The sequence below is a fragment of the Microbacterium sp. S308A+ genome, assembly GCF_049800815.1.
Classification (GTDB): Bacteria; Actinomycetota; Actinomycetes; order Actinomycetales; family Microbacteriaceae; genus Microbacterium.
Map to the genome: position 1 here is coordinate 109,730 of NZ_JBNAFT010000003.1, position 25,318 is coordinate 135,047.

22 protein-coding genes are annotated in these 25,318 nt (G+C 69.1%); 16 read left to right on the forward strand and 6 right to left on the reverse strand.

Annotation, left to right across the window (positions count from 1 at the left end; all coding sequences use genetic code 11):
• Positions 1-7: 7 nt before the first annotated feature.
• Positions 8-811: a GntR family transcriptional regulator gene (locus tag ACP15J_RS10060; protein ID WP_424980929.1), complete on the forward strand. Its 804-nt coding sequence runs from the start codon at positions 8-10 to the stop codon at positions 809-811.
• Here the strand turns inward: ACP15J_RS10060 and ACP15J_RS10065 are convergent.
• The gene (locus ACP15J_RS10065) at positions 772-1,686 is read right to left on the reverse strand and encodes a LysR substrate-binding domain-containing protein (RefSeq protein ID WP_424936854.1); all 915 of its coding nucleotides are present in this window, start codon (positions 1,684-1,686) and stop codon (positions 772-774) included. The two genes, ACP15J_RS10060 and ACP15J_RS10065, sit on opposite strands and share 40 nt — an antisense overlap.
• Before the next feature lie 156 nt (positions 1,687-1,842).
• Between ACP15J_RS10065 and ACP15J_RS10070 the strand changes: the two genes are divergently transcribed.
• On the forward strand, positions 1,843-2,379 hold the full coding sequence (locus ACP15J_RS10070) for a hypothetical protein (RefSeq protein WP_424936855.1): 537 nt from the start codon (positions 1,843-1,845) through the stop codon (positions 2,377-2,379).
• 111 nt (positions 2,380-2,490) lie between these two features.
• On the opposite strand, the gene ACP15J_RS10075 is transcribed toward ACP15J_RS10070, so the two are convergent.
• From ACP15J_RS10075 to ACP15J_RS10085, 3 genes are all read right to left on the reverse strand, one after another.
• Positions 2,491-3,063, reverse strand: a complete 573-nt coding sequence (locus ACP15J_RS10075) for a TlpA family protein disulfide reductase (RefSeq protein WP_424936856.1) — start codon at positions 3,061-3,063, stop codon at positions 2,491-2,493.
• Positions 3,060-3,563, reverse strand: a complete 504-nt coding sequence (locus tag ACP15J_RS10080) for a hypothetical protein (protein WP_424936857.1) — start codon at positions 3,561-3,563, stop codon at positions 3,060-3,062. Before ACP15J_RS10080 ends, ACP15J_RS10075 begins: the two co-directional genes overlap by 4 nt.
• 84 nt (positions 3,564-3,647) lie before the next feature.
• Positions 3,648-6,059: an LPXTG cell wall anchor domain-containing protein gene (locus tag ACP15J_RS10085; protein ID WP_424936858.1), complete on the reverse strand. Its 2,412-nt coding sequence runs from the start codon at positions 6,057-6,059 to the stop codon at positions 3,648-3,650.
• A 391-nt stretch (positions 6,060-6,450) separates the two neighbouring features.
• Between ACP15J_RS10085 and ACP15J_RS10090 the strand changes: the two genes are divergently transcribed.
• The 9 genes from ACP15J_RS10090 to ACP15J_RS10130 all read left to right on the forward strand — a co-directional run bounded on the left by ACP15J_RS10090 (position 6,451) and on the right by ACP15J_RS10130 (position 15,723).
• Positions 6,451-8,085, forward strand: coding sequence for an ABC transporter substrate-binding protein (locus ACP15J_RS10090; protein ID WP_424936859.1), 1,635 nt, complete (start codon positions 6,451-6,453; stop codon positions 8,083-8,085).
• A gap of 70 nt (positions 8,086-8,155) precedes the next feature.
• Complete coding sequence (locus ACP15J_RS10095; protein ID WP_424936860.1) at positions 8,156-9,232, forward strand: ABC transporter permease; 1,077 nt, start codon at positions 8,156-8,158, stop codon at positions 9,230-9,232.
• A 1-nt stretch (position 9,233) separates the two neighbouring features.
• Positions 9,234-10,220 (forward strand): ABC transporter permease, encoded by a 987-nt coding sequence (locus tag ACP15J_RS10100; protein ID WP_424936861.1) that lies wholly within the window; start codon positions 9,234-9,236, stop codon positions 10,218-10,220.
• Complete coding sequence (locus ACP15J_RS10105; RefSeq protein ID WP_424936862.1) at positions 10,217-11,941, forward strand: dipeptide ABC transporter ATP-binding protein; 1,725 nt, start codon at positions 10,217-10,219, stop codon at positions 11,939-11,941. The genes ACP15J_RS10100 and ACP15J_RS10105 overlap by 4 nt, the downstream gene beginning before the upstream one ends.
• Positions 11,942-12,451: 510 nt before the next feature.
• Positions 12,452-12,817 (forward strand): 30S ribosomal protein S6, encoded by a 366-nt coding sequence (gene rpsF, locus ACP15J_RS10110; protein ID WP_424980930.1) that lies wholly within the window; start codon positions 12,452-12,454, stop codon positions 12,815-12,817.
• 5 nt (positions 12,818-12,822) lie between these two features.
• Positions 12,823-13,317, forward strand: a complete 495-nt coding sequence (locus ACP15J_RS10115; protein ID WP_424936863.1) for a single-stranded DNA-binding protein — start codon at positions 12,823-12,825, stop codon at positions 13,315-13,317.
• 59 nt (positions 13,318-13,376) lie between these two features.
• A complete protein-coding gene (gene rpsR, locus ACP15J_RS10120) occupies positions 13,377-13,631 on the forward strand; it encodes a 30S ribosomal protein S18 (RefSeq protein ID WP_040168021.1) in 255 nt (84 codons plus the stop codon).
• An 11-nt stretch (positions 13,632-13,642) separates the two neighbouring features.
• Complete coding sequence (gene rplI, locus ACP15J_RS10125; protein WP_424936864.1) at positions 13,643-14,095, forward strand: 50S ribosomal protein L9; 453 nt, start codon at positions 13,643-13,645, stop codon at positions 14,093-14,095.
• A gap of 701 nt (positions 14,096-14,796) precedes the next feature.
• On the forward strand, positions 14,797-15,723 hold the full coding sequence (locus ACP15J_RS10130) for a helix-turn-helix domain-containing protein (protein ID WP_424936865.1): 927 nt from the start codon (positions 14,797-14,799) through the stop codon (positions 15,721-15,723).
• A gap of 99 nt (positions 15,724-15,822) precedes the next feature.
• Here the strand turns inward: ACP15J_RS10130 and ACP15J_RS10135 are convergent, their stop codons facing one another.
• Positions 15,823-17,253 (reverse strand): hypothetical protein, encoded by a 1,431-nt coding sequence (locus ACP15J_RS10135; protein WP_424936866.1) that lies wholly within the window; start codon positions 17,251-17,253, stop codon positions 15,823-15,825.
• A 569-nt stretch (positions 17,254-17,822) separates the two neighbouring features.
• Here ACP15J_RS10135 and ACP15J_RS10140 point away from each other — a divergent pair.
• The 3 genes from ACP15J_RS10140 (at position 17,823) to ACP15J_RS10150 (ending at position 21,475) form a co-directional block, all read left to right on the forward strand.
• A complete protein-coding gene (locus ACP15J_RS10140) occupies positions 17,823-18,209 on the forward strand; it encodes a hypothetical protein (protein ID WP_424936867.1) in 387 nt (128 codons plus the stop codon).
• 674 nt (positions 18,210-18,883) lie between these two features.
• The gene (dnaB, locus tag ACP15J_RS10145) at positions 18,884-20,284 is read left to right on the forward strand and encodes a replicative DNA helicase (RefSeq protein WP_424936868.1); all 1,401 of its coding nucleotides are present in this window, start codon (positions 18,884-18,886) and stop codon (positions 20,282-20,284) included.
• A 15-nt stretch (positions 20,285-20,299) separates the two neighbouring features.
• The gene (locus tag ACP15J_RS10150) at positions 20,300-21,475 is read left to right on the forward strand and encodes a glycerate kinase (protein WP_424936869.1); all 1,176 of its coding nucleotides are present in this window, start codon (positions 20,300-20,302) and stop codon (positions 21,473-21,475) included.
• Between the two features lie 124 nt (positions 21,476-21,599).
• Here ACP15J_RS10150 and ACP15J_RS10155 read toward each other — a convergent pair whose 3' ends face one another.
• On the reverse strand, positions 21,600-22,970 hold the full coding sequence (locus tag ACP15J_RS10155) for a polysaccharide biosynthesis tyrosine autokinase (protein WP_424936870.1): 1,371 nt from the start codon (positions 22,968-22,970) through the stop codon (positions 21,600-21,602).
• A 424-nt stretch (positions 22,971-23,394) separates the two neighbouring features.
• Here ACP15J_RS10155 and panC point away from each other — a divergent pair, with 424 nt between their 5' ends.
• Together panC and panB are read left to right on the forward strand one after the other, a co-directional pair.
• Positions 23,395-24,291, forward strand: coding sequence for a pantoate--beta-alanine ligase (gene panC / locus ACP15J_RS10160; protein ID WP_424936871.1), 897 nt, complete (start codon positions 23,395-23,397; stop codon positions 24,289-24,291).
• Positions 24,288-25,175 carry a 3-methyl-2-oxobutanoate hydroxymethyltransferase gene (gene panB, locus ACP15J_RS10165; RefSeq protein ID WP_424936872.1) on the forward strand — a complete coding sequence of 296 codons (888 nt, stop codon included), beginning with the start codon at positions 24,288-24,290 and terminating at the stop codon, positions 25,173-25,175. The genes panC and panB overlap by 4 nt, the downstream gene beginning before the upstream one ends.
• The last annotated feature ends 143 nt before the right edge of the window (positions 25,176-25,318 follow it).

A 25,318-nucleotide genomic window follows, 5' to 3' on the forward strand; every position in this document is an offset into this window, starting at 1 on the left:
CGGTCCTATGCTTGCTCCGCGGGCGCTTTCCTGTTCCGCGCTGTGGAAAGAGGTGAGGGCGACGGAGACCACGACCATCCACCGGGACGACGCGGCCGTCACGCTCCGCGACGAGGTCGAGCGCATGGTGAGCACGGCGATCGTCACGGGCGAGCTCGGGGCGGGCACCCTGATCACGGTCCCCTCGCTCGCGGCGCAGTTCGCGGTGTCCGCCACGCCGGTGCGCGAGGCGATGGTCAACCTGCAGAAGCGCGGCTTCCTCTCGCCGGTCCGCAACAAGGGCTTCCGGGTGACCGAGGTCAGCGACCGGGACCTCCGCGAGGTCGCGGTGCTGCGCGCATGGATCGAGGCGCCGGCGATGGCCGAGATCGCCGCGATCTTCCCCCGGGACCGGGTGTCGGAGTTCCGCACTCTCGCCGATCAGATCGTGCGGGCCGTGGACGAGGGCGACCTCGGCGGGCACGTCGAGGCCGACGTCGCCTTCCACGACCGGGTCCTCGGCCTGCTCGGCAACAAGACGCTCCTCGAGGTGATCGCGACCCTCCGCCAGCGTTCGCGTCAGGTGGGCCTGGCCGCCCAGCTCGACAGCCCCGAGATGCGGCGCTCGGCGAGCGAGCACCACCTGATCCTGGACCGCCTGATGGACGGCGACGGCCCGGGGGTCGCGGAGCTCGTCCGTGCCCACATCCTCGACGGCGTGCCGCTCGCCGACGATCCGGCCCTCGACGCCGGGGCGGGCGCGCCGCCGGACGCCGCCGCGAAAGAGGAGCCTCAGTCGGCGGAGGGGATCTCGCCCAGCACCTCGGCGTAGGCGGCGGAGAGCGCGGTGCGCACCGCCGCGATCGACGGCGCGGGCACCGCCGCGGTGCGGGTGGCGCTGAACACCTCGCGACGCGGGGCGCCAGGGAGCGACCGCACCACCACGTCCGCCGGCAGGGAGGCGAGGAACAGCGCCGGCAGGACCCCGACCGCCTCGCCGCGCTCGATGAGCCGCAGGTGCGTCACGAGGTCCGGGGTCTCGAACCGGACGTCGGGCTCGTAGCCCGCGCTCCGGCAGACCTGCGTCACCCACGAGCGCGAGACCGTGTCGCGCGGCTCCATGACCCACGCCGCCGTCTCGGCCTCGCCGAGCCCGCCGACCGCGTGCCTCCCGCGCCGCGCGCTCACCAGCAGCAGCTCGTCCTCGCCGAGGGTGAGGTGGTCGATGCCGCGGCGTCGCGCCCTGCGCATGCCGGGGTACTGCTCGGCGACGACGAGGTCGAAGTCGCGCGCCGTCGTCTCGAACAGGCCGAGCTCGGGCTCGCGCTCGACGATCTCCACGCGAAGGTCGGGGTGCTTGCCGGCGAGCAGGGTGATCGCGCGGGGGAGGACGGTGTGCGCGACCGACTGGAACACGGCCAGGCGCACGGTGCCGGCGATCGTCGCGGTCTGCGCGGCGAGCTCGGCCTCGGTCCGTTCGAGCCGGTCGAGGATCTCTCCGGCCCGCGTGGCCAGCAGCTCGCCCTGGGCGGTGAGGTGCACGCGCCGCCCGACGCGGCGGAGGAGCGCCGCGCCGGTCTCGCGCTCGAGAAGGGCCATCTGCTGCGAGATGAACGAGGGGGAGTAGGCCATCGCCCTGGCGACCTCGGCGAAGGTGCCGCGCAGCTGGAACTCGTGCAGAAGGCGCAGTCGCCGGACATCGAGCATCGTCGCTCCCCGATTGTGAACCTGTACTTCACTGGATTGGTCACATTCTGGCACTTTTCCTCACCAACGCCACAGGCCACACTGATCCTGACGGCCACCCCCGTCGACGAGGACGCGGAAGCGTCCGCGTCGGGGCCGCACCCGAGAGGACCGATGATGCCCCTTGCCGATCCCATCCCGTTCGTCGATGCCGAGACCGCCATCGGACAGATCCTGCGCACGGCCGCGGAGACCCTGGAGCCGGTCGAGGCCGAACGTCTCCGCCGGGCCACGGCCGTGGACCGGCGGGTCTGGTCCGGCTCCGCCGGCGCCGTGCCGGGCGTCGGCCGGCTGGGGGTGAAGGCCGCCGACGGCTCGGACATGCTCGAGGTGCTCCGCGTGATCGTCGCCGCCGTCCGGGTAGGGATCACGGTGGAGCTGAGCCTCGGCCGTCCCCTCGCCGACCGGCTGCATCGGGGTCTTCTCCGCGCGGGCGCGTCGGTGCGGGTCGAGACCGCCGACCGCTGGGCGGCGAGGGCCAGCGGGGCGTACGAGCGCATCCGCGTGGTGGGGCCGGAGCGCTCGCGGCGCGCGGCGCTGCGCCGCGCCGCCAGCCGCGCGCCGCAGGCGGTGATCGACGTGGACGCCGTCGATGTCGAGGGCGCGGGAGAGATCGAGCGTCTCCTCGGCCCTCGCGCTCTCGTCCACGCCTGACCATGCGGCGGTAGCGCTCGAGGCCGCCTCGCCCGCCGCGGGTGTCCGCCCGTCGTGCCCGCCATGGCCGTCCGACGCGGGCCGAGGTCCTGAGCCGAGTCCGGCATCCCTCTACTTCTTCGCGTCCGTCCTCTGCACGACGCGGTCGAGCGCCGCGCGGAGGTCGTCGCCGTCCGCACCGCTGGGCCACATCCGGATGATCCCGCCCGCGGTGTCGATGACGGCGGTCACGGGCGGCTCCGAGACCGTGTAGTCGCGCCAGATCGCGCGCTGGCGGTCGACGAGCACCGGGCCGGTCACGCCGGTGTCGTCGAGGTAGGCGCGGATGTCGTCGACCGGCTCGTCGAGCGCGACGTGGACGAGGAGCACGGCGTCGTCGTAGCTCTCGACGACCTCGCGGAGCGCGGGCTCGGCGTCGCGGCACTGGGTGCACCAGCTCGCGGTGAACTGCACGACCAGCGCGCGCTGCGTCCAGAGGTCGGCGAGGTCGATGCGGGTCCCGTCGATCAGCGTCCCGGACGCGGCGGGAGCGCGGACGGCTCCGTCCACGGGCGAGAAGGACGCGTCCGGCGCGGCGGTGGGGACGGACTCGGCGCCGCCACGAGGAGCGGACGCGCAGCCGGCGAGCAGCAGGGCGACGCCGGCGACCGCGGCGAGGGACGGAAGGACAGGACGTCGGCTCATTCGCCACCTCCGGCGACGGTGCCCGGATCTCCGAGCAGGGGATAGGCGAGGACGGCGAGGCCTTCGTCGGTGCGCCGGATCTCGGTGCGGCCGATCTCGGTCCCGTCGACGTGGAACGTGTAGGCCCGGCCGTCGGCGAGGGCGGCGGCGGGGAAGCGGAAGGTGCAGATCGTGGGGATGCGCGGCGCGTTGCCGTAGTCCTTCGCGTCGGCACGCTCGGCGCGTCCGGCGGGGAGAGCGGCCTCGAGCACGGTCTCGCCCTCGTCGTCGACGGCGGTGAGCGTCGCGCCCGCATGCAGGAAGAGAGCGTTGCCCGCCCCGGCGCAGTCGGCGCCCTGCACGCGGAGCGCGCCGTCGCGCACGACGAGGAGGCCGTCCGGTTCGGCGGCGCCGGGGGCGCAGCCGGTCAGGAGCGTGCCGGCGAGCACGACGGCGGCGAGAGGGAGGAGCGGGCCGCGCAGGGAGGAGGCACGGAGGCGGCGGGTCGATGGGTGGCGCATGGGTCTTCCGGTCGAGCGGCGACGCCCCCTCCCTTCGCCTCCGCGAGAGGAGGGAGCGTCGCCGCGTGGGCGATCAGGCTGTCGTCACTCCTGAGTGGCCCGGCGTCGTCGGACGGCGAGGAGGAGGCCGGAGCCGAGGGCCACGACGATCACCGCGCCACCGGCGAGGAGGAGAGGCAGGGTGGCGTCCTGACCCGTGGTGGCCAGGTGGCCGCCGGGGTGCTGGCCGCCGGCGCCGTTCTGACCCGTGCCGCCAGGGGTCCCCGGCGTGCCGGGGGTGCCCGGGGTGCCGGGGTCGACGGTGCTCGTCGGCTCCGGCGTCGGCGTCGGCTCGGTCGCCTTGGCGAGGTCATACGACTCGGTGACGGTCGCCGTCGGGTCGTTCTCGCTGGTGATCGTCACCGTGACGGTGGCGTCGGCGGGAACGGCGGGGACGTCGGCGCGGGCGAGGGCCTCGGCGGCACCCGTGAACGCGTAGACCGGGACCGTGCGCTCCTCGCCGGCCGGGATCGTCACGATCTCGCTCGGCGTCTGCACGCTCCATGCGCCACCGCCGCCCACGACCGAGGTTGTGACCCGGTAGATGTCGCTGTTCGCGTGCTGGTCGGTCACGGCGCCGCCGGTGTTGCGGACCGGGACGTTCAGCGCGACGAGGCCGTCGGACACGGCGCCGGACTGCGTGGTCTCGCCCAGGGCGACCCCGCGCTTCTGCGGGCCCGCGCTGTCGAGCGAGCGCACGGCGATGCCGTACTGCAGGATCCCGCGGTCGTCGCGCTGGCGGTCGACCACGTAGAAGTGCAGGCGATTGGCCTCGTCGACGTGCTCGAACTCCGAGCCGGAGTTGACGCCGGCATGGAACAGCGCGTCGTTCAGCTGGCGCTGGTCGCCGCGGGTGATCGGCACGGGGGTGCCGTCGGCGCGCACGTAGTCGAGCGTGTCGATGTCCTGCGGGTTGGCGTCGACCGTCCAGATGAAGGGGTTGCGGTCCTGGTTCTTCGTCTTGGAGATCATCACGCCGCTGTCGGGCTGGAACGAGTCGGTGCCCATCCGGTCGACGACCTCGAGCGTGTAGTTGTCGTAGTTCCCGCCGTCGCAGTCCCACTGCGCCTTGCGCGTGCAGGATCCGGTGGAGAGGTCGCCGCCGTCGAGGACGAGGTTCACGCCGAGCGGGACGCCGTCCTCCTGCAGGGCACGGCTCTGCAGGTCCACCGCGATGGACCCTGCCGCCGCGAGGTCGCTGCGGTTGAGGCTCACGACGCTGGAGGCGTCGATCATGTCGAGCTTGAGCCGGTTGCGCAGGGCGAGGCCCGCGGGCTGCGAGGCGCCGGCGAGAGCCGGCACGTTCCAGCGGGTGTGCGTGCCTCCGGGGCCGTTGAACGATCCGCGCGCGAGCACGTCGAACGGTCCCGAGGTGTCGCGCAGCGGGCCGCCGTCGTCTGCATCGGTGCCGTACGGGTTCCCGTAGTTGTCGGCGATCTCGAGGATGTGCGCGAACTCGTGCGCGAACACGCCCATGCCGCTCGACTCCGCCTGCGTGGAGTTGCCGGCGCGAATGACGTTGCCCTGGTTGTCCTTGCGCGGGAAGTTGGCGTTCGGCCAGTGGTTGCTGGCGGCCGCCCAGCTCGTCCAGGGCACGTACCGGGTCTTGGCCCAGTTGGCCATCGGGTTGCCGTTCTGGTCGAAGGCGTTGCCCTCGGCGTCGCGCGGCGGGCCGAAGTCGTCGGTCACGTCCTCCGGCGAGGCGAAGAGCATCGGGCCGAACTCCTCCCAGGTGCCGGACTCGTCGTGGCCCGCAGTCACCCAGAAGACCTGGTCGAACTCGGTCAGCGGGTCGGCGATGCCCATGTCCTCCGCCCACAGCTTCAGGGCGTCGGTGCGGATGTCCTTGTTGCAGCTCTCACCCTGCGGGCAGAGCGTGGCGTTGGAGCCGCCGGTCTTGTTGAAGGAGTCGTTGAGGCCGTACTCCTCGATGTTGCCGGGCATGCGGAAGGGGCCGAAGGCCTGCATCTGCACGCTCAGCCGGCCACCCGTCTGCTCCATGTAGTACTCGTTGATCGTCCGCCCATGGTTCAGGGCGTTCGGGGTGTTGAGGAGGTTCAGGTAGAACGCGGGGACGTCGTCGCGCTTGACCGGCTCGGCGAGCCCGGTCGGGTTCCCGAAGACGTGCGTGCCCTCTTCCTGCGTCACCACGAAGTCCTGGTTCGCGAAGTCCACGAGGACGATCGCGCCGTTGAACTGGCGCTTGGAGCCGTCGGTCTTGTTCGCCCAGTCCGTGCCGGGGACCGGGACGTAGTCGTCCCAGGTCATCCCGTCCATGTTGACCCAGTTCTGCGGGTCGATCGGGTCGAGGACGCTCGGGTCGACGGCGGCGCTGTCGGCGACCGCGGCGTTCGAACCTCCTATGATCATGCCCGTGATGGCCCCTGCGGCGACCAGCGCTGCCGCGACCCGTCGCCGGGTGGACCATCCGGAGCCGTGCCCTGGTGTGAAAGCCAAGGGGTTCTCCTTCGTTCGATGGGGGATCCCCGCGCGTCACTGCGCGGCGACGAAGCGGGATCTCGGGGAGCCGCTTCGCTCAGTAGCATGTCACTAAGTGGACCGGAAAAGCGACCCCTCTCGAGCGGGAAGTCCATCCCGGACTGATGATCTTTCCCATTTTTACCAGATCAGACAGTTATTTTCTGATCCGCGCCACATCTGGCGCTCGCCAAAGGGCGGAGCTTGTAATATATTAGTCTGGCGAGAGCGGGTGGCTGGGATTGTCACGTCCGGTCCTCCCTCCATGGCGCGGGGCGACCAGATCGGGCAGGATGAGACCTCTGCCCGACTCCGGACCGTGAGGCTGCGGTCCTGACGAAGAAGTCATCACACAGATACAGAGGTGTACATGTCATTGCACAGCACGAGGGGCCGTCTCGGCCTCGCTGTCGGCGCCCTCGGCGCCACCGCCCTGGTCCTTGCCGGCTGCGCGTCGAGCAGCACCGGCGGCGGCTCCACGGGCGGGTCGTCCGGCGGCGGCGAGGTCATCGTCGGCACCACAGACAAGGTCACGGCGCTCGACCCGGCCGGCTCGTACGACAACGGCTCCTTCGCCGTGATGAACCAGGTCTACCCGTTCCTGCTGAACAGCAAGTACGGCACCGCCGAGGTCGGCCCCGACATCGCCGAGAAGGCCGAGTTCACCTCGCCGACCGAGTACACGGTGACGCTCAAGAAGGGCCTGAAGTTCGCCAACGGCAACGACCTCACCGCCAGCGACGTCAAGTTCTCGTTCGACCGCATGGTCAAGATCAACGACCCCAAGGGCCCGGCCTCGCTGCTCGGGAACCTCGACAAGGTCGACGCCAAGGACGACACCACCGTCGTCTTCACCCTGAAGAACGGCGATGACCAGATCTGGCCGCTGATCCTCTCCAGCCCCGCCGCCCCGATCGTGGACGAGCAGGTGTTCTCGGCCGACAAGGTCACCTCGGACGACGAGATCGTCAAGGGCAAGGCCTTCGCCGGACAGTATGAGATCACCAACTACAAGGCGAACGAGCTCGTTGCGTACAAGCCGTTCGACGGTTACCAGGGCGTGCTCGGCAAGGCCGAGAACGCGGGCGTCACCGCGAAGTACTACGCCGATGCCTCCAACCTCAAGCTCGCGATCGGCAACGGCGACATCGACGTGGCCTTCCGCAGCCTCTCGGCGACCGACATCGACGACCTGTCCAAGAACAGCAAGGTCAAGATCGTCGACGGCCCCGGCGGCGAGACCCGCTACATGGTGTTCAACTTCAACACCATGCCCTTCGGCGCCACCACGGCCGAGGCCGACCCGGCCAAGGCGCAGGCGGTCCGCCAGGCCGCGGCCTCGCTCGTCGACCGCGCCGCGCTCGCGAAGGACGTCTACAAGGACACCTACAGCCCGCTGTACTCGTTCGTCCCCGAGGGCATGCCCGGTGCGACCGAGCCGCTGAAGGGCCTGTACGGCGACGGCAACGGCGGGCCCTCGGCCGACAAGGCCAAGGCGACTCTCGCCGCGGCCGGCGTGCAGACCCCGGTGCAGCTGAACCTGCAGTACAACGGCGACCACTATGGCCCGTCATCGGGCGACGAGTACGCCGCCGTCAAGGCGCAGCTCGAGCAGGGCGGCCTGTTCTCGGTCAACCTGCAGCAGACCGAGTGGGTGCAGTACAACAAGGAGCGCGTCGAGGACGTCTACCCGGTGTACCAGCTGGGCTGGTTCCCGGACTACTCCGACGCCGACAACTACCTGTCGCCGTTCTTCCTCAAGGAGAACTTCCTCGGCAACCACTACGACAACGCGGAGGTCAACGACCTGATCGTGAAGTCGCAGACCGAGACCGACAAGGCCAAGCGCCTCGACGAGATCGGGAAGATCCAGGACCTGGTCGCCAAGGACCTGTCCACGCTGCCGCTGCTCCAGGGCAAGCAGCTGGCCGTGGTCGGCGCGGACGTCAAGGGCGCGACCCTCGACGCCTCGTTCAAGTTCCGCTACGCGCCGCTGACCAAGTAGCGCTCCTCCGATCGGGGCGTCGTCCTCTGGGCGGCGCCCCGATCGGTCTGAAACAGACAAAGGTGCCTCCATGGCCGTAGACGCCCTCGCCCCGGACCTCCCGGCGGCCCGCACCACATCCGCCGGCAGCGGGCTGTGGCGCTACATCCTCATCCGACTCGTCCTCATCGTCCCGACCGTCCTGATCCTCGTCACGCTGGTCTTCTTCCTCATGCGGGTCACCGGCGACCCGATCACCGCGGCCCTGGGCGGACGCCTCCCCGCCGCGCAGCTCGCCGAGCGTGTGCATCAGGCCGGCTACGATCAGCCGATCATCCTGCAGTACGTCCAGTACCTGGTCAGTCTCGTGCGCGGCGACCTCGGCACGACGATCACCGACAACCGCCCCGTGGTCGGGATCCTGCTGCAGTACGGCTCCGCCACGCTGGAGCTCGCGATCTACGCGCTCATCGTCGCGTTCGCCGTGAGCATCCCGCTCGGCCTCGTCGCCGCCTACCGGCGCGACAAGTGGCAGGACGCCACCCTGCGCATCATGGCGATCCTCGCCTACGCCACCCCCATCTTCTTCGTGGGCCTGCTGCTCAAGCTCCTCTTCTCGGTCTGGCTCGGATGGTTCCCCGTCTCGGGGCGTGCGGGCACGCGGACCGAGCTGCTCATGAGCGGGATCGACACCCCCACCGGGATCTACCTCCTCGACGCGATCCGGCTCGGCAACGCCGACGCGATCGGCGACGTGCTCTGGCACGCCGTGCTCCCGGCGGTCGCCCTCGGCCTGCTCACCGCGGGCGTCTTCCTCCGACTCATCCGCACCAACGTCATCGGCACCCTCGGGCAGCAGTACGTGACCTCGGGCCGCTCGCGCGGCGTGAGCGAGTACCGCCTCGTCACCAAGCACGCGTTCCGCCCTGCGCTCATCCCGATCATCACGGTCATGGGCCTGCAGATCGCGATGCTCCTCGCGGGCGCGGTGCTCACCGAGACGACCTTCGAGTGGAAGGGCATCGGCTTTATGCTGGCCGAGTACCTGAAGGCGCGCGACTTCGTCGCCGTGCAGGGGATCGTCGTCATGATCGCGGTGATCGTGGCCGTGACGAACTTCATCGTCGACATCGTCGCCGCGGTGATCGACCCGAGGGTGAGGTACTGACGTGATCGATAGGAACCTTCCCACCCCGTCCACCCAGACGCTCGCGGTCGGGACGCCGCGCAAGCGCCGCCTTTCCGAGCGTCTGCCCGTGATCTCGCAGCTGCGGCAGAGCGTGGGCCTCCAGCGCGGCATGCTCATCGCCGGCCTCGCGATCACCCTGTTCTTCGTGGTGATCGCCCTCCTCGCCCCGCTCATCGCCCCGTACTCCTGGGCGCAGCAGGCGGTGGACGGGCAGAAGTTCGGCACCCAGCAGCCGCCGAGCGCGCTGAACCTCCTCGGCACCACGGTGTCCGGCTTCGACGTGCTCTCGCGCGTGATCTGGGGGGCCCAGACCGCGCTCCTCGTGATCGTCGCGGCGATCGCGTGCTCGATCTTCATCGGCATCCTGCTCGGCCTCATCTCCGGCTACTTCGGTGGCTGGCTCGACCGGGTGCTGGTGGTCGTGGCGGACGCGATCTACGCGTTCCCCTCGCTGCTGCTCGCGATCGTGATGTCGATCGTGATCAGCCGGGGGCAGTCCAGCCTCGGCGCGGGCGTCATGGCCACGGCGCTGTCGATCACGGTGGTGTTCGTGCCGCAGTACTTCCGGGTGATCCGTGCCGAGGTGGTGCGGGTGCGTGCCGAGCCGTTCGTCGAGTCGGCGAAGGTGATCGGCGTGCCCACGGGACGGATCCTCCTGCGGCACGTCCTGCGCAACTCCACGCGCTCACTGCCCGTGGTGATCACGCTGAACGCTTCCGAGGCCCTGCTGACCCTCGCCGGGCTCGGCTTCCTCGGGTTCGGCATCGAGGCCACGGCCGCCGCGGAGTGGGGGTACGACCTCAACCGCTCGGTGGCCGACGTCACCAGCGGCATCTGGTGGACCTCGATCTTCCCCGGTCTCGCGATCGTGCTCGTGGTGCTGGGCATCACGCTCGTCGGCGAGAGCCTGAACGACCTGAGCGATCCGCGACTGCGCACCCGCCGTCGCGCAGGAGGTGCCTCATGACCGTCTCGACCGACCGCGCCGACGCGCCGACCACGGACGACGTCGCGCAGATCCGTGACCTGAGGATCACCTTCGCGACGGACGGGGATCCGGTCGAGGCCGTCAAGGGCATCGACCTGCAGGCACACGCCGGGGAGGTGCTGGCGATCGTCGGCGAGTCCGGGTCCGGCAAGACCGTGACCGCGAACGCGCTGCTGGGCTTGCTGCCCGAGACCGCGACGATGTCCGGCGCCGTGCTGGTGCGCTCGCGCGCGGGCGACGAGACCGACGTCGTGCACGCGTCCTCCGCGCGGCTGCGCGCGATGCGCGGGCGCGACGCGGCGATGGTGTTCCAGGAGCCCTCCACCGCGCTGAACCCGGTCTACACCGTGGGGTGGCAGATCGCCGAGGGGCTGAGGGCGCACCGCGGCGCCGGGGCGAAGCTGTCCAAGAAGGAGGCGAGGGCCAAGGCGGTCGACATCCTCCGCCGGGTGGGCATCCCCGACCCCGAGAAGCGGGTCGACGACTACCCGCACCAGTTCTCCGGCGGGCAGAAGCAGCGCATCGTGATCGCGATGGCGCTCGTGCTCGACGCGGGCCTGATCATCGCCGACGAGCCGACGACGGCGCTCGACGTGACGGTGCAGGCCGAGATCCTCGACCTCCTGCGCACCTGCCGCGATGAGTTCGGCGCGACGATCGTCCTCATCACCCACAACATGGGAGTCGTGGCCGATCTGGCCGACCGCGTGATCGTGATGTACCGCGGCGACATCGTGGAGCAGGCGCCGGTGCGGGAGCTGTTCGCCGCGCCGAAGGAGGACTACACGCGCGAGCTGCTGGCGGCCGTGCCTCACGTCGGGCAGGGCAACTCCCGCACCCAGGGCGACGCCTCCGCCCCCGAGTCCGCCCCCGAGGGCAGCCTCATCGTCGCGACGGCGTGCGAGATCGGCTATCCCGGCCGGTTCGGGCGCGGCGGCGTCGTGGCGGTGAAGGGCGTGGACTTCTGGGTCGGCCCCGGCGAGGTCGTGGGCCTGGTGGGCGAGTCCGGTTCGGGCAAGACGACGATCGGACGCGCGGTCGTCGGTCTCACGACCGTCGTCGGCGGCTCGCTCCGCGTGCTCGGGCAGGAGATGCGGGGGGTGAAGAGCCGCCAGCTGGCGCCGCTGCGTCCCGAGGTCGGATTCGTTTTCCAGGATCCGGCGACGAGCTTCAACCCGCTGCTCACGATCGCCGAGTGCATCGCCGAGCCGCTCATCGTGCACGGCCGTGCGGCGAGCCTGGCCGCGGCGCGGCCGAAGGTGAACGAGCTGCTCGACGCGGTGCGGCTGCCGATGAACTTCGGCGACCGGTATCCGCACGAGCTCTCCGGCGGCCAGAGGCAACGGGCCTCGCTCGCGCGCGCCCTCGCCCTGGACCCCAAGCTCCTCATCGCGGACGAGCCCACGAGCGCGCTCGACGTGTCGGTGCAGGCGAAGGTGCTCGACCTGTTCGTGCAGCTGCAGGCCGATCTCGGCTTCGCCTCGCTGTTCATCAGCCACGACCTCGCGGTGATCGACGCCGTGTCGGATCGGATCATCGTCCTTCAGCGGGGACGCATCCAAGAGCAGGGGACGACGGCGCAGGTGCTGAACGACCCGCAGAACCCGTACACGCGGGAGCTGCTCGCCGCGCTCCCCGTGCCCGACCCGGTGGAGCAGGCGGAGCGCCGCGCGCTCTGGCAGTCCGTCCGGCGTCGCTGAGCGCACCGGCGTGCGGGCGGGCGCGTCGATCGGCCCTCCCGTGCCGAGACTGCATCTTCGTCACGAGAACACGTAAGAGATCATCGGTTTCGTGACGGAGATGCAGTCTCGCGGGCTCGGCCGGCCCGTCCGGTCCGGTCCGCGCGAGCGGCGTCGCCGGTCGGCCCGTTCGCGTCCGTCCGGCTTGCTCGCGTCGGCCCGCAGTCCGGATGCATGACGGTTGGCCGGATGGCTGAGCGTCCGCGGCGGATCGGCCAGCCATCCGGCGGATCCTCAGCCGGGTGCACTCGCACCTCAGCCGGATGCATCCGCACCTGCGCCGCACGCATCCGTGCCGGCGCCTCGTCGAGGCGGCAGCCCGGTCGCGGCGAGACGCCGAGCGGGGCCCGTCGGCCGGATGCGCTAGACTGTTGAGGTTGTCTGGACACGTGCGTGCCCGGACACGTGCAACACACCCTCCTGCTCCCGGGAAAGTCCCGGAAGCCGTTCTAGTCCGAAGGAGGTGGGTAAGTGACGCACCAGTACGAGCTCATGGTCATTCTGACCCCCGAGCTGGACGAGCGCCAGGTTGCCCCCAACCTCGACAAGTTCCTGAAGGTCATCACGAACGATGGTGGCTCGATCGACAAGGTCGACATCTGGGGCAAGCGCCGTTTCGCCTATGAGATCAACAAGAAGAGCGAGGGCATCTACGCCGTCGTCAACTTCACCGCGACGAGCGAGGCCACCAACGAGCTCGACCGTCAGCTGAACCTGAGCGAGCTCGTGTTCCGCACCAAGGTGCTGCGCGCCGAGGAGGCCCAGGCCATGGTCGCCGCCGAGGCGAAGCGTGCCGAGGCCAAGGCCGCTCGCAAGCCCAAGGTCGCGAAGGCGTAATCGTCATGGCCGGCGAGACCGTGATCACCGTGGTGGGCAACCTCACCGCAGACCCCGAGCTGCGCTACACGCAGAACGGGCTGCCGGTGGCGAACTTCACCATCGCATCGACGCCGCGCACCTTCGACCGCCAGGCGAACGAGTGGAAGGACGGCGAAGCGCTGTTCCTCCGTGCGTCCGTGTGGCGCGAGTTCGCGGAGCACGTGGCGGGTTCGCTGACCAAGGGCATGCGGGTCATCGCATCCGGACGCCTCAAGCAGCGCTCCTACCAGGACCGCGAGGGCAACAACCGCACCGCGATCGAGCTGGAGGTCGACGAGATCGGCCCCTCGCTCCGCTACGCGACGGCCAGCGTCACGCGCGCGGCCTCGGGCGGCGGCGGTGGCGGCCAGTCCCGTCCGCAGCAGCAGGTCTCGGAGGAGCCGTGGTCCACGCCCGGCTCGTCCAGCGCCGATGCGTGGAGCGCTCCCGGCAGCTTCGGCGACGACACCCCGTTCTGAGCCGAGCAACACAAGATTCCGGGCGCTGAGCGCCCGACCACATCGCTAAGGAAACAACAATGGCTGGAAAGTCGAGCGGCGACCGCCGCAAGCCGCGGAAGGGCGCGAAGAACGCCGCCCCCGCGAAGTCCATCCGCGTTGGTGTCATCGACTACAAGGACGTCGCGACCCTCCGCAAGTTCATCTCGGAGCGCGGCAAGATCCGCGCCCGTCGTATCACCGGCGTCTCGGTGCAGGAGCAGCGTCTGATCGCCAAGGCGATCAAGAACGCCCGCGAGATGGCGCTCCTTCCCTACGCCGGCGCCGGCCGCTAAGGAGCACCGACATGGCAAAGCTGATTCTCACGAACGAGGTCGCCGGGCTCGGTAGCGCCGGTGACGTCATCGAGGTCAAGAACGGGTACGCCCGCAACTACCTCATCCCGCAGGGCTTCGCCGTCGCGTGGACGCGCGGTGGCGAGAAGCAGGTGGAGCAGATCCGCGCCGCCCGCAAGGCCCGTGCGATCCACGACCTCGACGAGGCTGTGGCGCTGAAGAACAAGATCGAGGCCGGCAAGGTGCGCCTGACCGTCAAGGCCGGCGCCGAGGGGCGTCTGTTCGGCTCCGTGAAGCCGGGCGACGTCGCCGACGCGGTCGCCGCCGCCGACCTGGGTGCGATCGACAAGCGCAAGGTGCACATCACCGCGCCGATCAAGGCCACCGGCGAGCACGAGGCCACGGTCCGTCTGCACGACGACGTGACCGCCGTCATCACCCTTCAGGTCGTCGCCGCCAAGTAAGCGCGTCGCCTCAGAACGCCCCCGTCGTCTCGGACGACGGGGGCGTTCTGCGTGCAGGGGACGAGCGTGACGCCACCACGGACAAGACCTCGTACCCGTATCCACCACATACGAATACAAAGCCGTCTCAATTCTGGGGAGCGGATGTGCCGTGGCGAGGTCGTCGATCCGGTTGCGGCCGCGACTGCTATGTAGTGGGCACAGGCGGTGTCCGCCGCCGACGGTCGATTCCTGCGCCATGGGGATCGCAGTGAAGCGAACAAAGACATGCAGAAAACAAGACTCACCTTGATTACGCAGCCCCACCCCACCGATCCTGTAACAGGGCGCCAGGCAATATCCTCATCCTCCCCCGGGCTCCGGGTATGCCGATAAAGCTCACCGTCATGCAGAACGGTTCCACCGTGAACAGCGACGAATGGGCAGCGCTGGCACGAGTATAGAACAGTGCTTGGCGAAGAGATTTCCTCCTGAAACTCAGAAGTGTCCAACCGAAAGAGAGAGCCATCATGCGAAACGATCAAGCAAGCAGTAGATCTCCCGACGTCTTTCGTCGAGGGCGCCGCACCGTGGCTGCTGAGTCGCCGCGACCTTCTCGGAGCCTATAGGCGTGGCCGGACATCCACGCACCTCAATTGTGTCAATGGTTCAGCGGGCGTGCACATCGAGCCAAGGTGAGCATAAATACCACAAGAAAGTGAATGGACCTACATCAGAAGCAAGCATTCCTTCGAGATCAAGATGCGGCCGAGTGGTACATCGATCGCGGATGGATCATCTCTGCGCTAAACTACCCTTTTCAGCTGTTCTATGACGAGATATCAACCGGCGACATTTCTATACGACGCTTCTCATCTTCCCCGCTTTCGGCAGAGTTGCATGCCCCGCCCAACCCTGAATTCATAAGGGACGCGATTGTTACCAATTACATATTAGAGGGAAAAGTAGATTGCAGATGGGGGGAAAGAAAAAGCGTCAGCATCCCTACTGGGGAAGGTTTTCTGCAAGAGACGATATCTCCCATGTTCATAGCAACCAGTATGCCATTCACGGTTGCGCAGATCGCGCTTCCGAGGCAGTATTTCGCCGCATGGGTATCTCTAGGATTCCGTGGCGGAGCATTGAGTGGTCCGGTCAATTCCTCTAAGGATCTCAACCTCGCTGCCACGACCACGGTGATGTCTATCCTAAATTCTGAGACCACCCCTTCGCATCCGAGCTTCTCCTGGCTTAAGTCGTCACTGGCGCAGATCGTCCTCGGGGTCACAGAGCAGGCGGTCCCCAGCGACTACTGCCTTTCAAAAGCCGAGGTCGAGATTTACACCCGCGCCCAACAAGTGATGACTTCCAGATTCTCGGATAAGACGCTCACGATGAGAGATATCTCCGAGGAGGTGGGGGTTACGCCATCCTACATACAGCGAATTTTTCGGCAAATGGGCAGATCCCCGATGGGATTTCTTCGGGATTATCGCGCCGCAAAAGCGAGTCAAATTCTCTCCAGTGACATCCCGGGGCCTAAACATGCGGAATCCGTTGCGAACGCGACCGGCTTCCGCAACGTACGTGCCATGCGGTCCGCATTGAGCGCCTATCGCGATCTTGCAGAGTCGACTGAGAAGAGATGATGTTCACACGTAGTATGCTGGTGGACTCGATCGAAGGGGACACCGGTCTTGACCGCAGCGTACGGAAGGGGGCTAACGCCGCCTTCCGTACGCTTCTTCCTACTCGGTGCCGACGACTGCCCAGCCGTCGCTGTTAGCGCCGGAAGCATTCTGACCGACCGCGATAGAGATCAAAGTTCCGCCCGCGGGAAGCCCTCCGATCGGAGTCCATGCGTCGAAGGTGCCGTTACTAGGGTTCCTGTTCGCGCGGTACCAGGCGTTATCACTCGCAAGGACGTAGACGTTGCCGACACCAGCTCCTCGTGAGCCCGAGGCATAGAGGTCGACGACGTGCGCTCCGCCCGGGAGACTCTGCGCCGGCTTTGCATTGGAATAGTTGCTGGTCTCGTCCGTCTGCGCTCCCCACACCTGTCCGTCGATGACGAAGACGATGGCGTCGTCAGAGGATCCCCTCACCATCCTCAGGGTGCTGACGGGACCTGGGAGCAGAGCGCCGCCGGCCTGCTTCAGCTCTGTTACACCGTTGGTGCCTGTGGTGTTGTCCCAACGGGTGACATAGGCCTTGCCCGTGTCGGTGAGAGCCGTGACGACGTCCGTGCCGTAGATGGCGTCCACGACTCCGGGGATGCTGCGAACATACCTGGCACGAAGAGGGCTGTACTCGCCCCAGTTGTACACGCTGCCGTCGGAGGTCCATCCCACGAACCAATATGCGCTTGTCTCCCCAGACATGCCCATGGCGGTCCCCGAGGTGTTGCCACCGTTCCCGCTCTTGAAGGTGTTCCAGCTGCCGTCCTTGATATTGACGTGGAAGAGGCCGTCCTCGCCGGCAAAGCCGAGCGCGGGGTTGAAGCCGGCAGTCGATCCGGTCCCCCACCAGGAGCCGATCGGCTTCACAGGCGGGGAGACGATCCGCGAGACGGCTGTGCTGTTCGTCCCGATGTAGGCGAACCGTCCATCGCTGAGCAGTGCCCATGCGCCGGTGGCCGAGGTGACGTCGCCAGACCCTCCCGGCGTCGCCATCGCTTCGACCACGTATACCCCGCTGGGAATGCCGGTGACAGGTTGCCAATCGCCGTTCACGAGGCGGTAAAGGACCCCCGTGGCGCTCAACGCATAGGGGTTGCCGTTACCGGGGAAGACCTTTGTGATATCCGTTCGGCTGCCCACCGGGGCGGCAGTCCCTCCCCGGCTGCTGCGGAAGACAGTACCCGAGGCGAGGACGGTGGTGAACACTGCGGGGGTTGCGACGACCTGTCCGGCGGTTCCCGTGACCTCGTAGGGGCCGGCTTTCCCGTCAGAGGCCTGGGTCAGACGAGTGATGGTCATTGTTGTTGCGAAAACACCCGTCGCGTCGGTCGCTCCGGTGATCGCCGACGTTCCCGTAGATGCGAAGAAGGCAACTCCTTCCGGAAGGGCCATGGAGACCGTCTGGTTCGGCCTCGGAGCCCCGCTCGAGCTCAGGACAGTTATGTGAACCGGCCTGCTCTCGCCCACAGGGATGGCGCTGTCCCCCGTGATCGTGATCATGGCCTGATCCGTCGGCGACGCCGCCGCCGGCACCGCGACAGTAGTTGCGATGATTGGAATCGACCACGACACGCCCTTAACAACGGTACGCCTGGATACTTTACTGTTATTTTCCTCGATCAAACTCTTCTCCCAAAGGGCGAAGGATAAGTGATTACGGGACGGCGTTTTATGGGCATATCCATAGCGGGGGAGAGGATGAGGATATTGCCTGGCGTCCCGTTACAGGATCGGCGGGGTGGGGCTGCGTAATCAAGGTGAGTCTTGTTTTCCGCATGTCTTTGTTCGCTTCACTGCGATCCCCACGGCGCAGGAACCGACCGTCGGCGTCGAACGATCACGCGACGTGTACATGAACTCGCGCGTCGCTGGCGTGGAGGGTGTCCCGTGATGGCACGTGGCCATCACTCGGCATATCAAGGCCACCGGCGAGCACGAGGCCACTGTCCGTCTGCACGACGACGTGAGTGTGGGGCGGGAGCTCATGGTGAGGGATTCTGAAGAGTCGGTCGCGGTTCGCCGGAGGCGCCGAAGGGCGTGGGGCGTCGGACGATCGTCAAGGGTGCAGCGTGGTCAATCCCGGTGATCGCGACGAGGGCGTCGGTGCCGTTCGCGCCGGGGTCGGCGGGTTTCGCGCTGACGGGTACTCTGGCGTCGGTGTTGACGGCGGGTGGTACTGCTCCGGTGGATTCCTGCTGACGAACGCGCAGGGTGGCGCTCCGGTGAGTGGGTCTGGTGACGGTGACGCCCTCGGCGGGTTTGACGTGCGAGGACGGGACGAGGTCGCCGAAGACGGTGACCACGGATACCGCTGGTCGTGCGTCGGCGACGGCGAGGGGCATGGGAAGAGCGGTTCGTTCACGATCACCGCGCAGGGTGTGTCGCCGACGAGTGTCACGGTCATGCCGCGACAGAGCGTGACCACCGACGTGTTCGTCGGGATCGCAGACGACTAGGTCTGCCGGAGCATCGGTAGCGGGGCGGCTACCCCGGCCGTCGGCCCCGCCGATGCAAAGGATCTTCTTGTCCGGACGACCTACGCCGCTGTGATCGGCGCTGTTCGGGGCTGCGTCGCCCGTCCGAACCCCGGTGGCGACGTGGGAGCGCGCCCACGCCGCGGGACGATTTCGCAACGTATGCGACGCCGAAATGTACACCGCACGACGCCACGCTGTCCAGAGGAACGGGCCTCGGATCCGGGCGCGCCCGGCGTTTCGCGGACTTGACTTTCCCCAGTGTTGTGCACATGTCGCCTCGTGTCGTCGAACCTTCAATCCCCGGTTTAACCGGAATCTCATCCACAGGGTGGGGAAACGGGAAATGCCTGTTCCCGCCGCAAAAATTTCTTTGCCGAACCCCTCCTCCACCGGGTTGTCCACAGGCGCTCTTCACAGACACTCCGGAGTTCTTCGCATGCTCTCCACAGAGTTATCCACAGGCCGTCTTGCGGGTCGGGGACGCCGCTCCTAGCGTGAGGGGGCGACTCGATGTCGGAGCTCCGTGATCTGCTGTGTGGGGGCGCGGAGAGCCGTCCGGAGACCCGCCCTCGGCGGCTGCCGACGCGACGTCCACCGGCTCGGTCGCCGTCGCGCCGCAGGATCGGGCCCCGCGGGGCAGAGGGGAGAGCAGATTGTCGATCGCCGACATCTCGGAGGAGCGCCTCGGACGAGGCCGCGAGCCCGAGCGGATCCCCCCGCACGACCTGATCGCCGAGCAGAGCGCGCTCGGAGGCATGCTGCTCTCCAAGGACGCCGTCGCCGACGTCATCGAGACCCTTCGCGGCACCGACTTCTACATCCCCAAGCACGAGCTGATCTTCGAGGCCATCCTCACCCTCTACTCGCACGGCGAGCCGACCGACGTGATCGCGGTGGGCGACGAGCTGGTCAAGTCCGGCAACCTCCAGCGCGCCGGGGGGATCGACTACCTGCACACGCTGACCTCGATCGTGCCGACCGCCGCGAACGCCGGCTATTACGCCGGCATCGTGTCGGAGCGGGCCATCCTGCGCAAGCTCGTCGACGCCGGCACCCGCATCGTGCAGATGGGCTACGACGGTCAGGGCGATGCGACCGACCTCGTCAACACCGCGCAGGCCGAGATCTACTCTGTCACCGGCGGGCAGGAGGCCGAGGACTACGTCCCGCTGACCGTCGCCGTCGACGCCGCGGTCGAGGAGATCGAGGCGGCGAACGGGCGCGACGGCAGCATGACCGGCGTGCCGACCGGCTTCAAGGAGCTCGACGAGCTGACCAACGGCCTGCACGGCGGGCAGATGATCGTCGTCGCCGCGCGCCCGGCGATGGGAAAGTCGACGCTCGCGCTCGACTTCGCCCGCTCCGCCTCGATCGGCCACAACCAGCCGTCGATCTTCTTCTCGCTCGAGATGGGCAAGAGCGAGATCGCGATGCGCCTGCTCAGCGCCGAGGGCGCCGTCCCCTTGCAGAACATGCGCAAGGGCACGCTCGACCAGCGTGACTGGACCACGGTGGCCGCCACGCGGGGGCGCATCAACGACGCCCCCCTGTACATCGACGACAGCCCCAACATGACGCTCGTCGAGATCCGTGCCAAATGCCGCCGGCTCAAGCAGCGGGCCGGGCTCAAGATGGTCATCATCGACTACCTCCAGCTGATGACGAGCGGCAAGCGCGTCGAGTCCCGCCAGCAGGAGGTCTCGGAGTTCTCCCGTGCGCTCAAGCTCCTGGCCAAGGAGCTGCAGGTGCCGGTGATCGCCCTCTCGCAGCTGAACCGTGGCCCCGAGCAGCGGCAGGACAAGAAGCCCGCCATCAGCGACCTGCGCGAGTCCGGCTCGATCGAGCAGGACGCCGACATGGTGATCCTGCTGCACCGCGACTCGGTCTACGACAAGGACGTGCGCCCGGGCGAGGCCGACCTCATCGTGGCGAAGCACCGCAACGGCCCGACCGCGACGATCCAGGTCGCGTTCCAGGGCCACTTCTCACGCTTCGCCGACATGGCCCCGGGGGACTTCGGCGGCGGTGGCGGGGGCGGCGGCGACTTCCGCTAGGCAGGACGAGATCCCATGACCACGGTCGTCATCGCGCTGGACAGCTTCAAGGGCACGATCGGCGCGGCGGCCGCGACCGCCGCGGTCGCCGCGGGATGGACCTCGGTCGAGCGGGACGCGATCGTGCGGCAACGACCGATGGCCGACGGCGGCGAGGGGACGATCGAGGCGTTCGCCGCCGCGCACCCGGCCGGGGTCCGCATGTCGGCCGAGGTCGACGGGCCCGAGGGCTCCCCGGTGACCGTCTCCTGGCTCCGGCTCCCGGGATATACGGGCCTGCCGGTGCAAGGGGAAGCCCCGGTGCCGACGGACGCCCAGGCGCGGACAGGCGCTCCGGGGGACACCGCCGTGATCGACCTCGCCTCCACCTCGGGGATCCAGCTGCTCTCTTCGCCTCGTCCCCTCGATGCCGACAGCCGTGGCTTCGGTCAGGCCATCGCCGCGGCGCTCGACCACGGCGTCACGCGTCTCATCCTCGGGATCGGCTCCAGCGCGTCCACCGACGGCGGCACCGGGATGCTGCGGGCGCTGGGCGGGCGCTTCCTCGATGCGGACGGCGAGGAGATCGCCCCGGGGGCGCGGGGACTGCTCGATCTCGAACACGTCGATCTCTCCGGGCTCCGTCCGGCGCCCGACACCCTCGTCCTCACCGACGTCGTCAACCCGCTGACCGGGCCGCGGGGCGCGGCCGAGGTCTTCGGGCCGCAGAAGGGACTGGCGGATCCGGCCGAGCGCCGTCGCGTCGACGAGGCGCTGCTCCGGCTCGCCGCCCTCTGCGGCCTCGACGAGTCCTCGTCCGGCGCGGGCGCGGCGGGCGGCGTCGGCGGCGCCCTGATGGTCTGGGGAGCCCGGCTGGTCCCCGGGGCGGCGGAGGTGGCGCGTCTGATCGGGCTGCGCGAGGCCGTCGCGGGCGCCGACCTGGTGATCACGGGCGAGGGCGCCTTCGACGGGCAGTCCGCCGACGGAAAGGCGCCCTCGTTCGTCGCCTCCCTCGCGGCCGAGGCGGGAGCGCCCGTCGTCCTCGTCGCGGGGCGGGTGCAAGCGGACCCGTCGGTCGCCGGCTTCTGCGGCAGCGTGTCCCTGTCCGATCTCGCCGGCGGCGATGCGGCGGCGTCGGCCGACCCGGCCCGCTGGCTGACGTTGGCGGGTGCTCGCCTCGCCGCCGATCTCGGGCAGCCAGGACGTCGGTGATCCCGTCCGCCGGAGCCGGCGGCGGTGGGCTTGCGTCGGTCCGCACGGCACGGCTCGTCCGGCGGGGGCCTCCGCGGCGTGCAGCTCGGACGAGCCGGCCGCCGGGAGGGGGCGTGGCCGGAGGTCAGGTGTTCGTCGTGGTCTCGTCGACGTAGCGGATGGCGGCGCCGTAGCCGTTGGTGTTCTTGGTGGTGAGCATGGTCATGACCACGCCGGAGAGGGTGACGCCGGCTCGTTTCAGCACCTGGGCGGCCTCGACGACCTCTTGCCTTCTTGTCCTGCCGGATGCGGCGACGAGGACTGCTCCGTGGGTTCTCGCCGCGAGGACGGCGGCGTCGGTGACGGGCAGGAGGGGTGGTGTGTCGAAGAGGACGACGTCGAAGTATCGGTCGAGCTCGGCGACCACCCGGTTCATGGCCGAGGAGCCGAGGAGCTCGCTGGGATTGGGGGGCGGGGTTCCTGCGGGGAGGACGTAGAGCTCGCCGATCCGCCATTTCCGTATCACGTCGGACAGCTCGGCGCGTCCGACGAGGACGTCGGTGAGGCCCAGGCCGGCGGAGATGCCGAGGTAGTCCGCGACGCGGGGCTTGCGGAGGTCCGCCTCGACGACCGCGACCCGGGCGCCGGATCGGGCGAGGGCGACGGCGAGGTTGGCGCTGACGGTCGACTTGCCGGCGACGGGCATCGCGCTCGTGACGACGAAGGACCTGCTCTGTCCCTTGGTGCTGATGAAGTCGAGGTTGGTGCGGAGCATCCGGTAGGACTCCGCCTGCGGGCTCCCGGGGTCCTCCTGCACGATGAGGGGCTGTCGCCGCGAGGCGGGGTCGAAGAGGATGCCGCCGAGGATCGGCGCGTCGAGGCTGCTCCTGAGGTCGGCGAGGGTCCGGACCCTGGTGTCGAGGAGGGTACGGATCGTCGCGATCCCGATCCCCAGGGCGAGCCCGAGGACGGCGCCTCCGGCGGTGTACAGGGCGAGGCTGGGGCTGGAGGGGGCTGTGGGGACGATCGCGTCTTGGACGACGGTGACGGTGACGGTGCTCCGTGTCGATCCCTGCTGTGGCTTCTCCAGCACGTTCTGCACGACCTCGGAGAGGCTGTCCGCGACGGCATCCGCGATCCGCGCGGCCTGCTCCGGGTCCCGGTCGGTCGCCGCGATGTCGATCATCACCGTGTTCGCCGGGGTGCGCACGGAGAGCTGGGACGCGAGCGCTGACGAGGAGATCGGCAGCCCGAGCCGGTCGATGACGGGGTCGAGGACCAGGCTCGTCGTGGCGACGGCCACGTAGCTGGCCACGACCTGCTGGGCGAAGGTCGTGCCCTGCACCAGGTCACCGGTCGCCGCGCCCTCCGAGCGCGCCGAGACATACAACTGTGTGGAGCTCTGATACTTCGCCGGAAGCACGAGCGTGAGCACCGCCCCGCCACCGCCCCCGAGAACCAGCAGCAGCAGAAGGATCAGCCAGTTCTTACGGAGACCGACGAGATAGCCCCCCACCTCCCCACGCAACCCAGGGGCCTCATGGGCACGAGGCTGCGCGGCCCCGGGCGCCGGGACTCCGGGGGGCCGTGCGCCGGCAGGCGGGCCGCTCATCTCCGGCATCGGCGTTCTCTCCTCGGCGCGGCGCGCGGTGTTTCCGGGGCTGAGGCGGAAGGCCTCGCCCGCTCAGGGACGTTGCATCGGGACCGCGGTCCGCGCACGCGAACGAGAGGCGCGGAGAGCCCGGATGGCTGTTCTCTATTCATGTCTTAGCCGAGGCCTCGGCGCGTGCCGCCACGGCGTTCTGGTGAGGAAGTCAGCTCGAAAACGGGACAACTCCTCTCTTGTCGACGGAGGCGAGGAGGTGCGCCCGACGCCGGCCGCGGCCTTTGCGACGTCCTCACAGGGCGCGCAGATATTTTGGACGCGATACAGTAAGTCGATGAGGATCGTGCGCACGGTCGCGGAGATGCAGCGGCTCTCAAGGGACGCTCGCCGCGACGGACGCAGGGTCGGGCTCGTGCCGACGATGGGGGCGTTCCACGAGGGGCATGTGTCACTGATGCGCGCGGCGTGCGAGGACGACGACCTCGTCGTCGTGTCGCTGTTCGTGAACCCGATCCAGTTCGGCCCTGGCGAGGATCTCGCGTCGTACCCGCGGGACGAGGAGCAGGACCTCGCGACCGCGGCGGCGCACGGTGTGGACGTCGTGTTCGCCCCGTCCGCCGAGGAGATGTACCCGGCGGGGTTCTCCTCGCAGATCCGTGTGCGAGGGCTGTCGCACGTCCTCTGCGGAGCGGTCCGCGGAGCCGCGCACTTCGACGGGGTCGCGACCGTCGTCGCGAAGCTCCTCGCCGTGGTGGTCCCGGACGACGTCTATCTCGGGCGGAAGGACGCACAGCAGCTCATCATCGTCCGCCGGCTGGTGCGCGACCTGGGCTTCCCGGTGCAGGTCGTGGCGTGCCCGACCAGACGCGAGGCGGACGGGCTCGCGATGAGCTCGCGCAACGTGTACCTGTCGGCGGAGGAACGCCGCCGCGCCCCCGCCCTCTTCCGGGCTCTCGAGGCCGCCGAGATCGCCGTCGCGGACGGCGAGACGGCCGCGGCACAGATCGTCGCCGCGGCCCGGCGGGTGCTCGACGAGGCGGGCCTCGTCCCGGAATACCTCGAGCTCCGCGAGCGCGAGACGCTGACCGAGATCGACGTCCTCGACCGCGACGCGCTCCTGGCCGTCGCGGTGCGGCTGGGGCGGGCGCGCCTGATCGACAACGTCTTCCTCGACGTCCCCTCCGGTCCTCCCGACCGGGCGGACGCGGTCGGACGGGCGGCCGCCTCGTGAGCGCGCGGCCCGAGGGCAGGCCGAAGACGACGCTCGCCGCGCTCGCGGCCAAGAAGCGGGCCGGCGAGCCGATCGTGATGGTCACCGCCTACGACCACCCTTCGGCGCAGATCGCGGAGGACGCGGGGGTCGACATGATCCTCGTCGGCGACTCGGCCGCCATGACCGTCCTCGGCCACCCCGACACGCTCTCGATGACCGTTGACGAGATGACCATGCTCGCCGGCGCCGTCAGCCGGGGCGCCGCGGTGCCGTTCATCGTCGTCGACCTGCCCTTCGGCTCCTACGAGGCCTCGGACGAGCAGGCGGTGCGCACCGCGCAGCACTTCGTGAAGAACGCCCGGTGCGACGCGGTCAAGCTGGAGCGCGGGGGGACGACGGTGGAGCGGGCGCGCGCGATCGTTCAGGCCGGGATCCCCGTCATGGGACACATCGGGCTCACGCCCCAGACGGCGACGTCGCTCAGCGGATACCGCGCTCAGGGCACGACGGCCGAGGCTGCGCTCGCGCTGTACCGGGACGCGCTGGCCCTCGAGGCCGCAGGGTGCTTCGCGATCGTCCTGGAGGCGGTGCCGTCGCGCGTCGCCGAGCTCGTGGTCGCCCCGTTGCGGGTCCCGGTCATCGGGATCGGGGCGGGGCCGGCGGCGGATGGGCAGGTGCTCGTGCTCCACGACCTCGTCGGCCTCTACCGAGGTCCCCGCGCCCGCTTCGTCAAGCGCTATGCCGACGCGCGGACGCTCCTGACCGAGGCGATCGCCGGGTACGCCGCGGACGTCGCCTCCCGCGCCTACCCGGCGCCGGAGCACGGGTACGGCGTCCCTCCGGAGGAGGTCGCGGCGTTCGCGGAGCTCATCGCGCGGGAGCCGCAGCCGCCGCGGCGCTGAGCCGAGCGCCGGGGACGATCTGCCGGCGCCAGGGCCTGCGGCAGCCCCGAGCGGCCGAGGAAAAACCCGGATTCACGACGTAGTTGTTGCCGAATCCTCCCCTCTTTGCCAGGAGGCTCTGAGCGGCGTTCAGGCGGTGTGTG

Excerpts from the sequence above, each read along its gene's own strand:
- ACP15J_RS10060 (WP_424980929.1), top strand. The coding sequence starts at position 8 with ATGCTTGCTCCGCGGGCGCTTTCCTGTTCCGCGCTGTGGAAAGAGGTG.
- ACP15J_RS10065 (WP_424936854.1), bottom strand. The coding sequence starts at position 1,686 with ATGCTCGATGTCCGGCGACTGCGCCTTCTGCACGAGTTCCAGCTGCGC.
- ACP15J_RS10070 (WP_424936855.1), top strand. The coding sequence starts at position 1,843 with ATGCCCCTTGCCGATCCCATCCCGTTCGTCGATGCCGAGACCGCCATC.
- ACP15J_RS10075 (WP_424936856.1), bottom strand. The coding sequence starts at position 3,063 with ATGAGCCGACGTCCTGTCCTTCCGTCCCTCGCCGCGGTCGCCGGCGTC.
- ACP15J_RS10080 (WP_424936857.1), bottom strand. The coding sequence starts at position 3,563 with ATGCGCCACCCATCGACCCGCCGCCTCCGTGCCTCCTCCCTGCGCGGC.
- ACP15J_RS10090 (WP_424936859.1), top strand. The coding sequence starts at position 6,451 with ATGTCATTGCACAGCACGAGGGGCCGTCTCGGCCTCGCTGTCGGCGCC.
- ACP15J_RS10095 (WP_424936860.1), top strand. The coding sequence starts at position 8,156 with ATGGCCGTAGACGCCCTCGCCCCGGACCTCCCGGCGGCCCGCACCACA.
- ACP15J_RS10105 (WP_424936862.1), top strand. The coding sequence starts at position 10,217 with ATGACCGTCTCGACCGACCGCGCCGACGCGCCGACCACGGACGACGTC.
- ACP15J_RS10115 (WP_424936863.1), top strand. The coding sequence starts at position 12,823 with ATGGCCGGCGAGACCGTGATCACCGTGGTGGGCAACCTCACCGCAGAC.
- rpsR (WP_040168021.1), top strand. The coding sequence starts at position 13,377 with ATGGCTGGAAAGTCGAGCGGCGACCGCCGCAAGCCGCGGAAGGGCGCG.
- rplI (WP_424936864.1), top strand. The coding sequence starts at position 13,643 with ATGGCAAAGCTGATTCTCACGAACGAGGTCGCCGGGCTCGGTAGCGCC.
- ACP15J_RS10130 (WP_424936865.1), top strand. The coding sequence starts at position 14,797 with ATGGACCTACATCAGAAGCAAGCATTCCTTCGAGATCAAGATGCGGCC.
- ACP15J_RS10135 (WP_424936866.1), bottom strand. The coding sequence starts at position 17,253 with ATGATCACGATCACGGGGGACAGCGCCATCCCTGTGGGCGAGAGCAGG.
- ACP15J_RS10150 (WP_424936869.1), top strand. The coding sequence starts at position 20,300 with ATGACCACGGTCGTCATCGCGCTGGACAGCTTCAAGGGCACGATCGGC.
- panC (WP_424936871.1), top strand. The coding sequence starts at position 23,395 with ATGAGGATCGTGCGCACGGTCGCGGAGATGCAGCGGCTCTCAAGGGAC.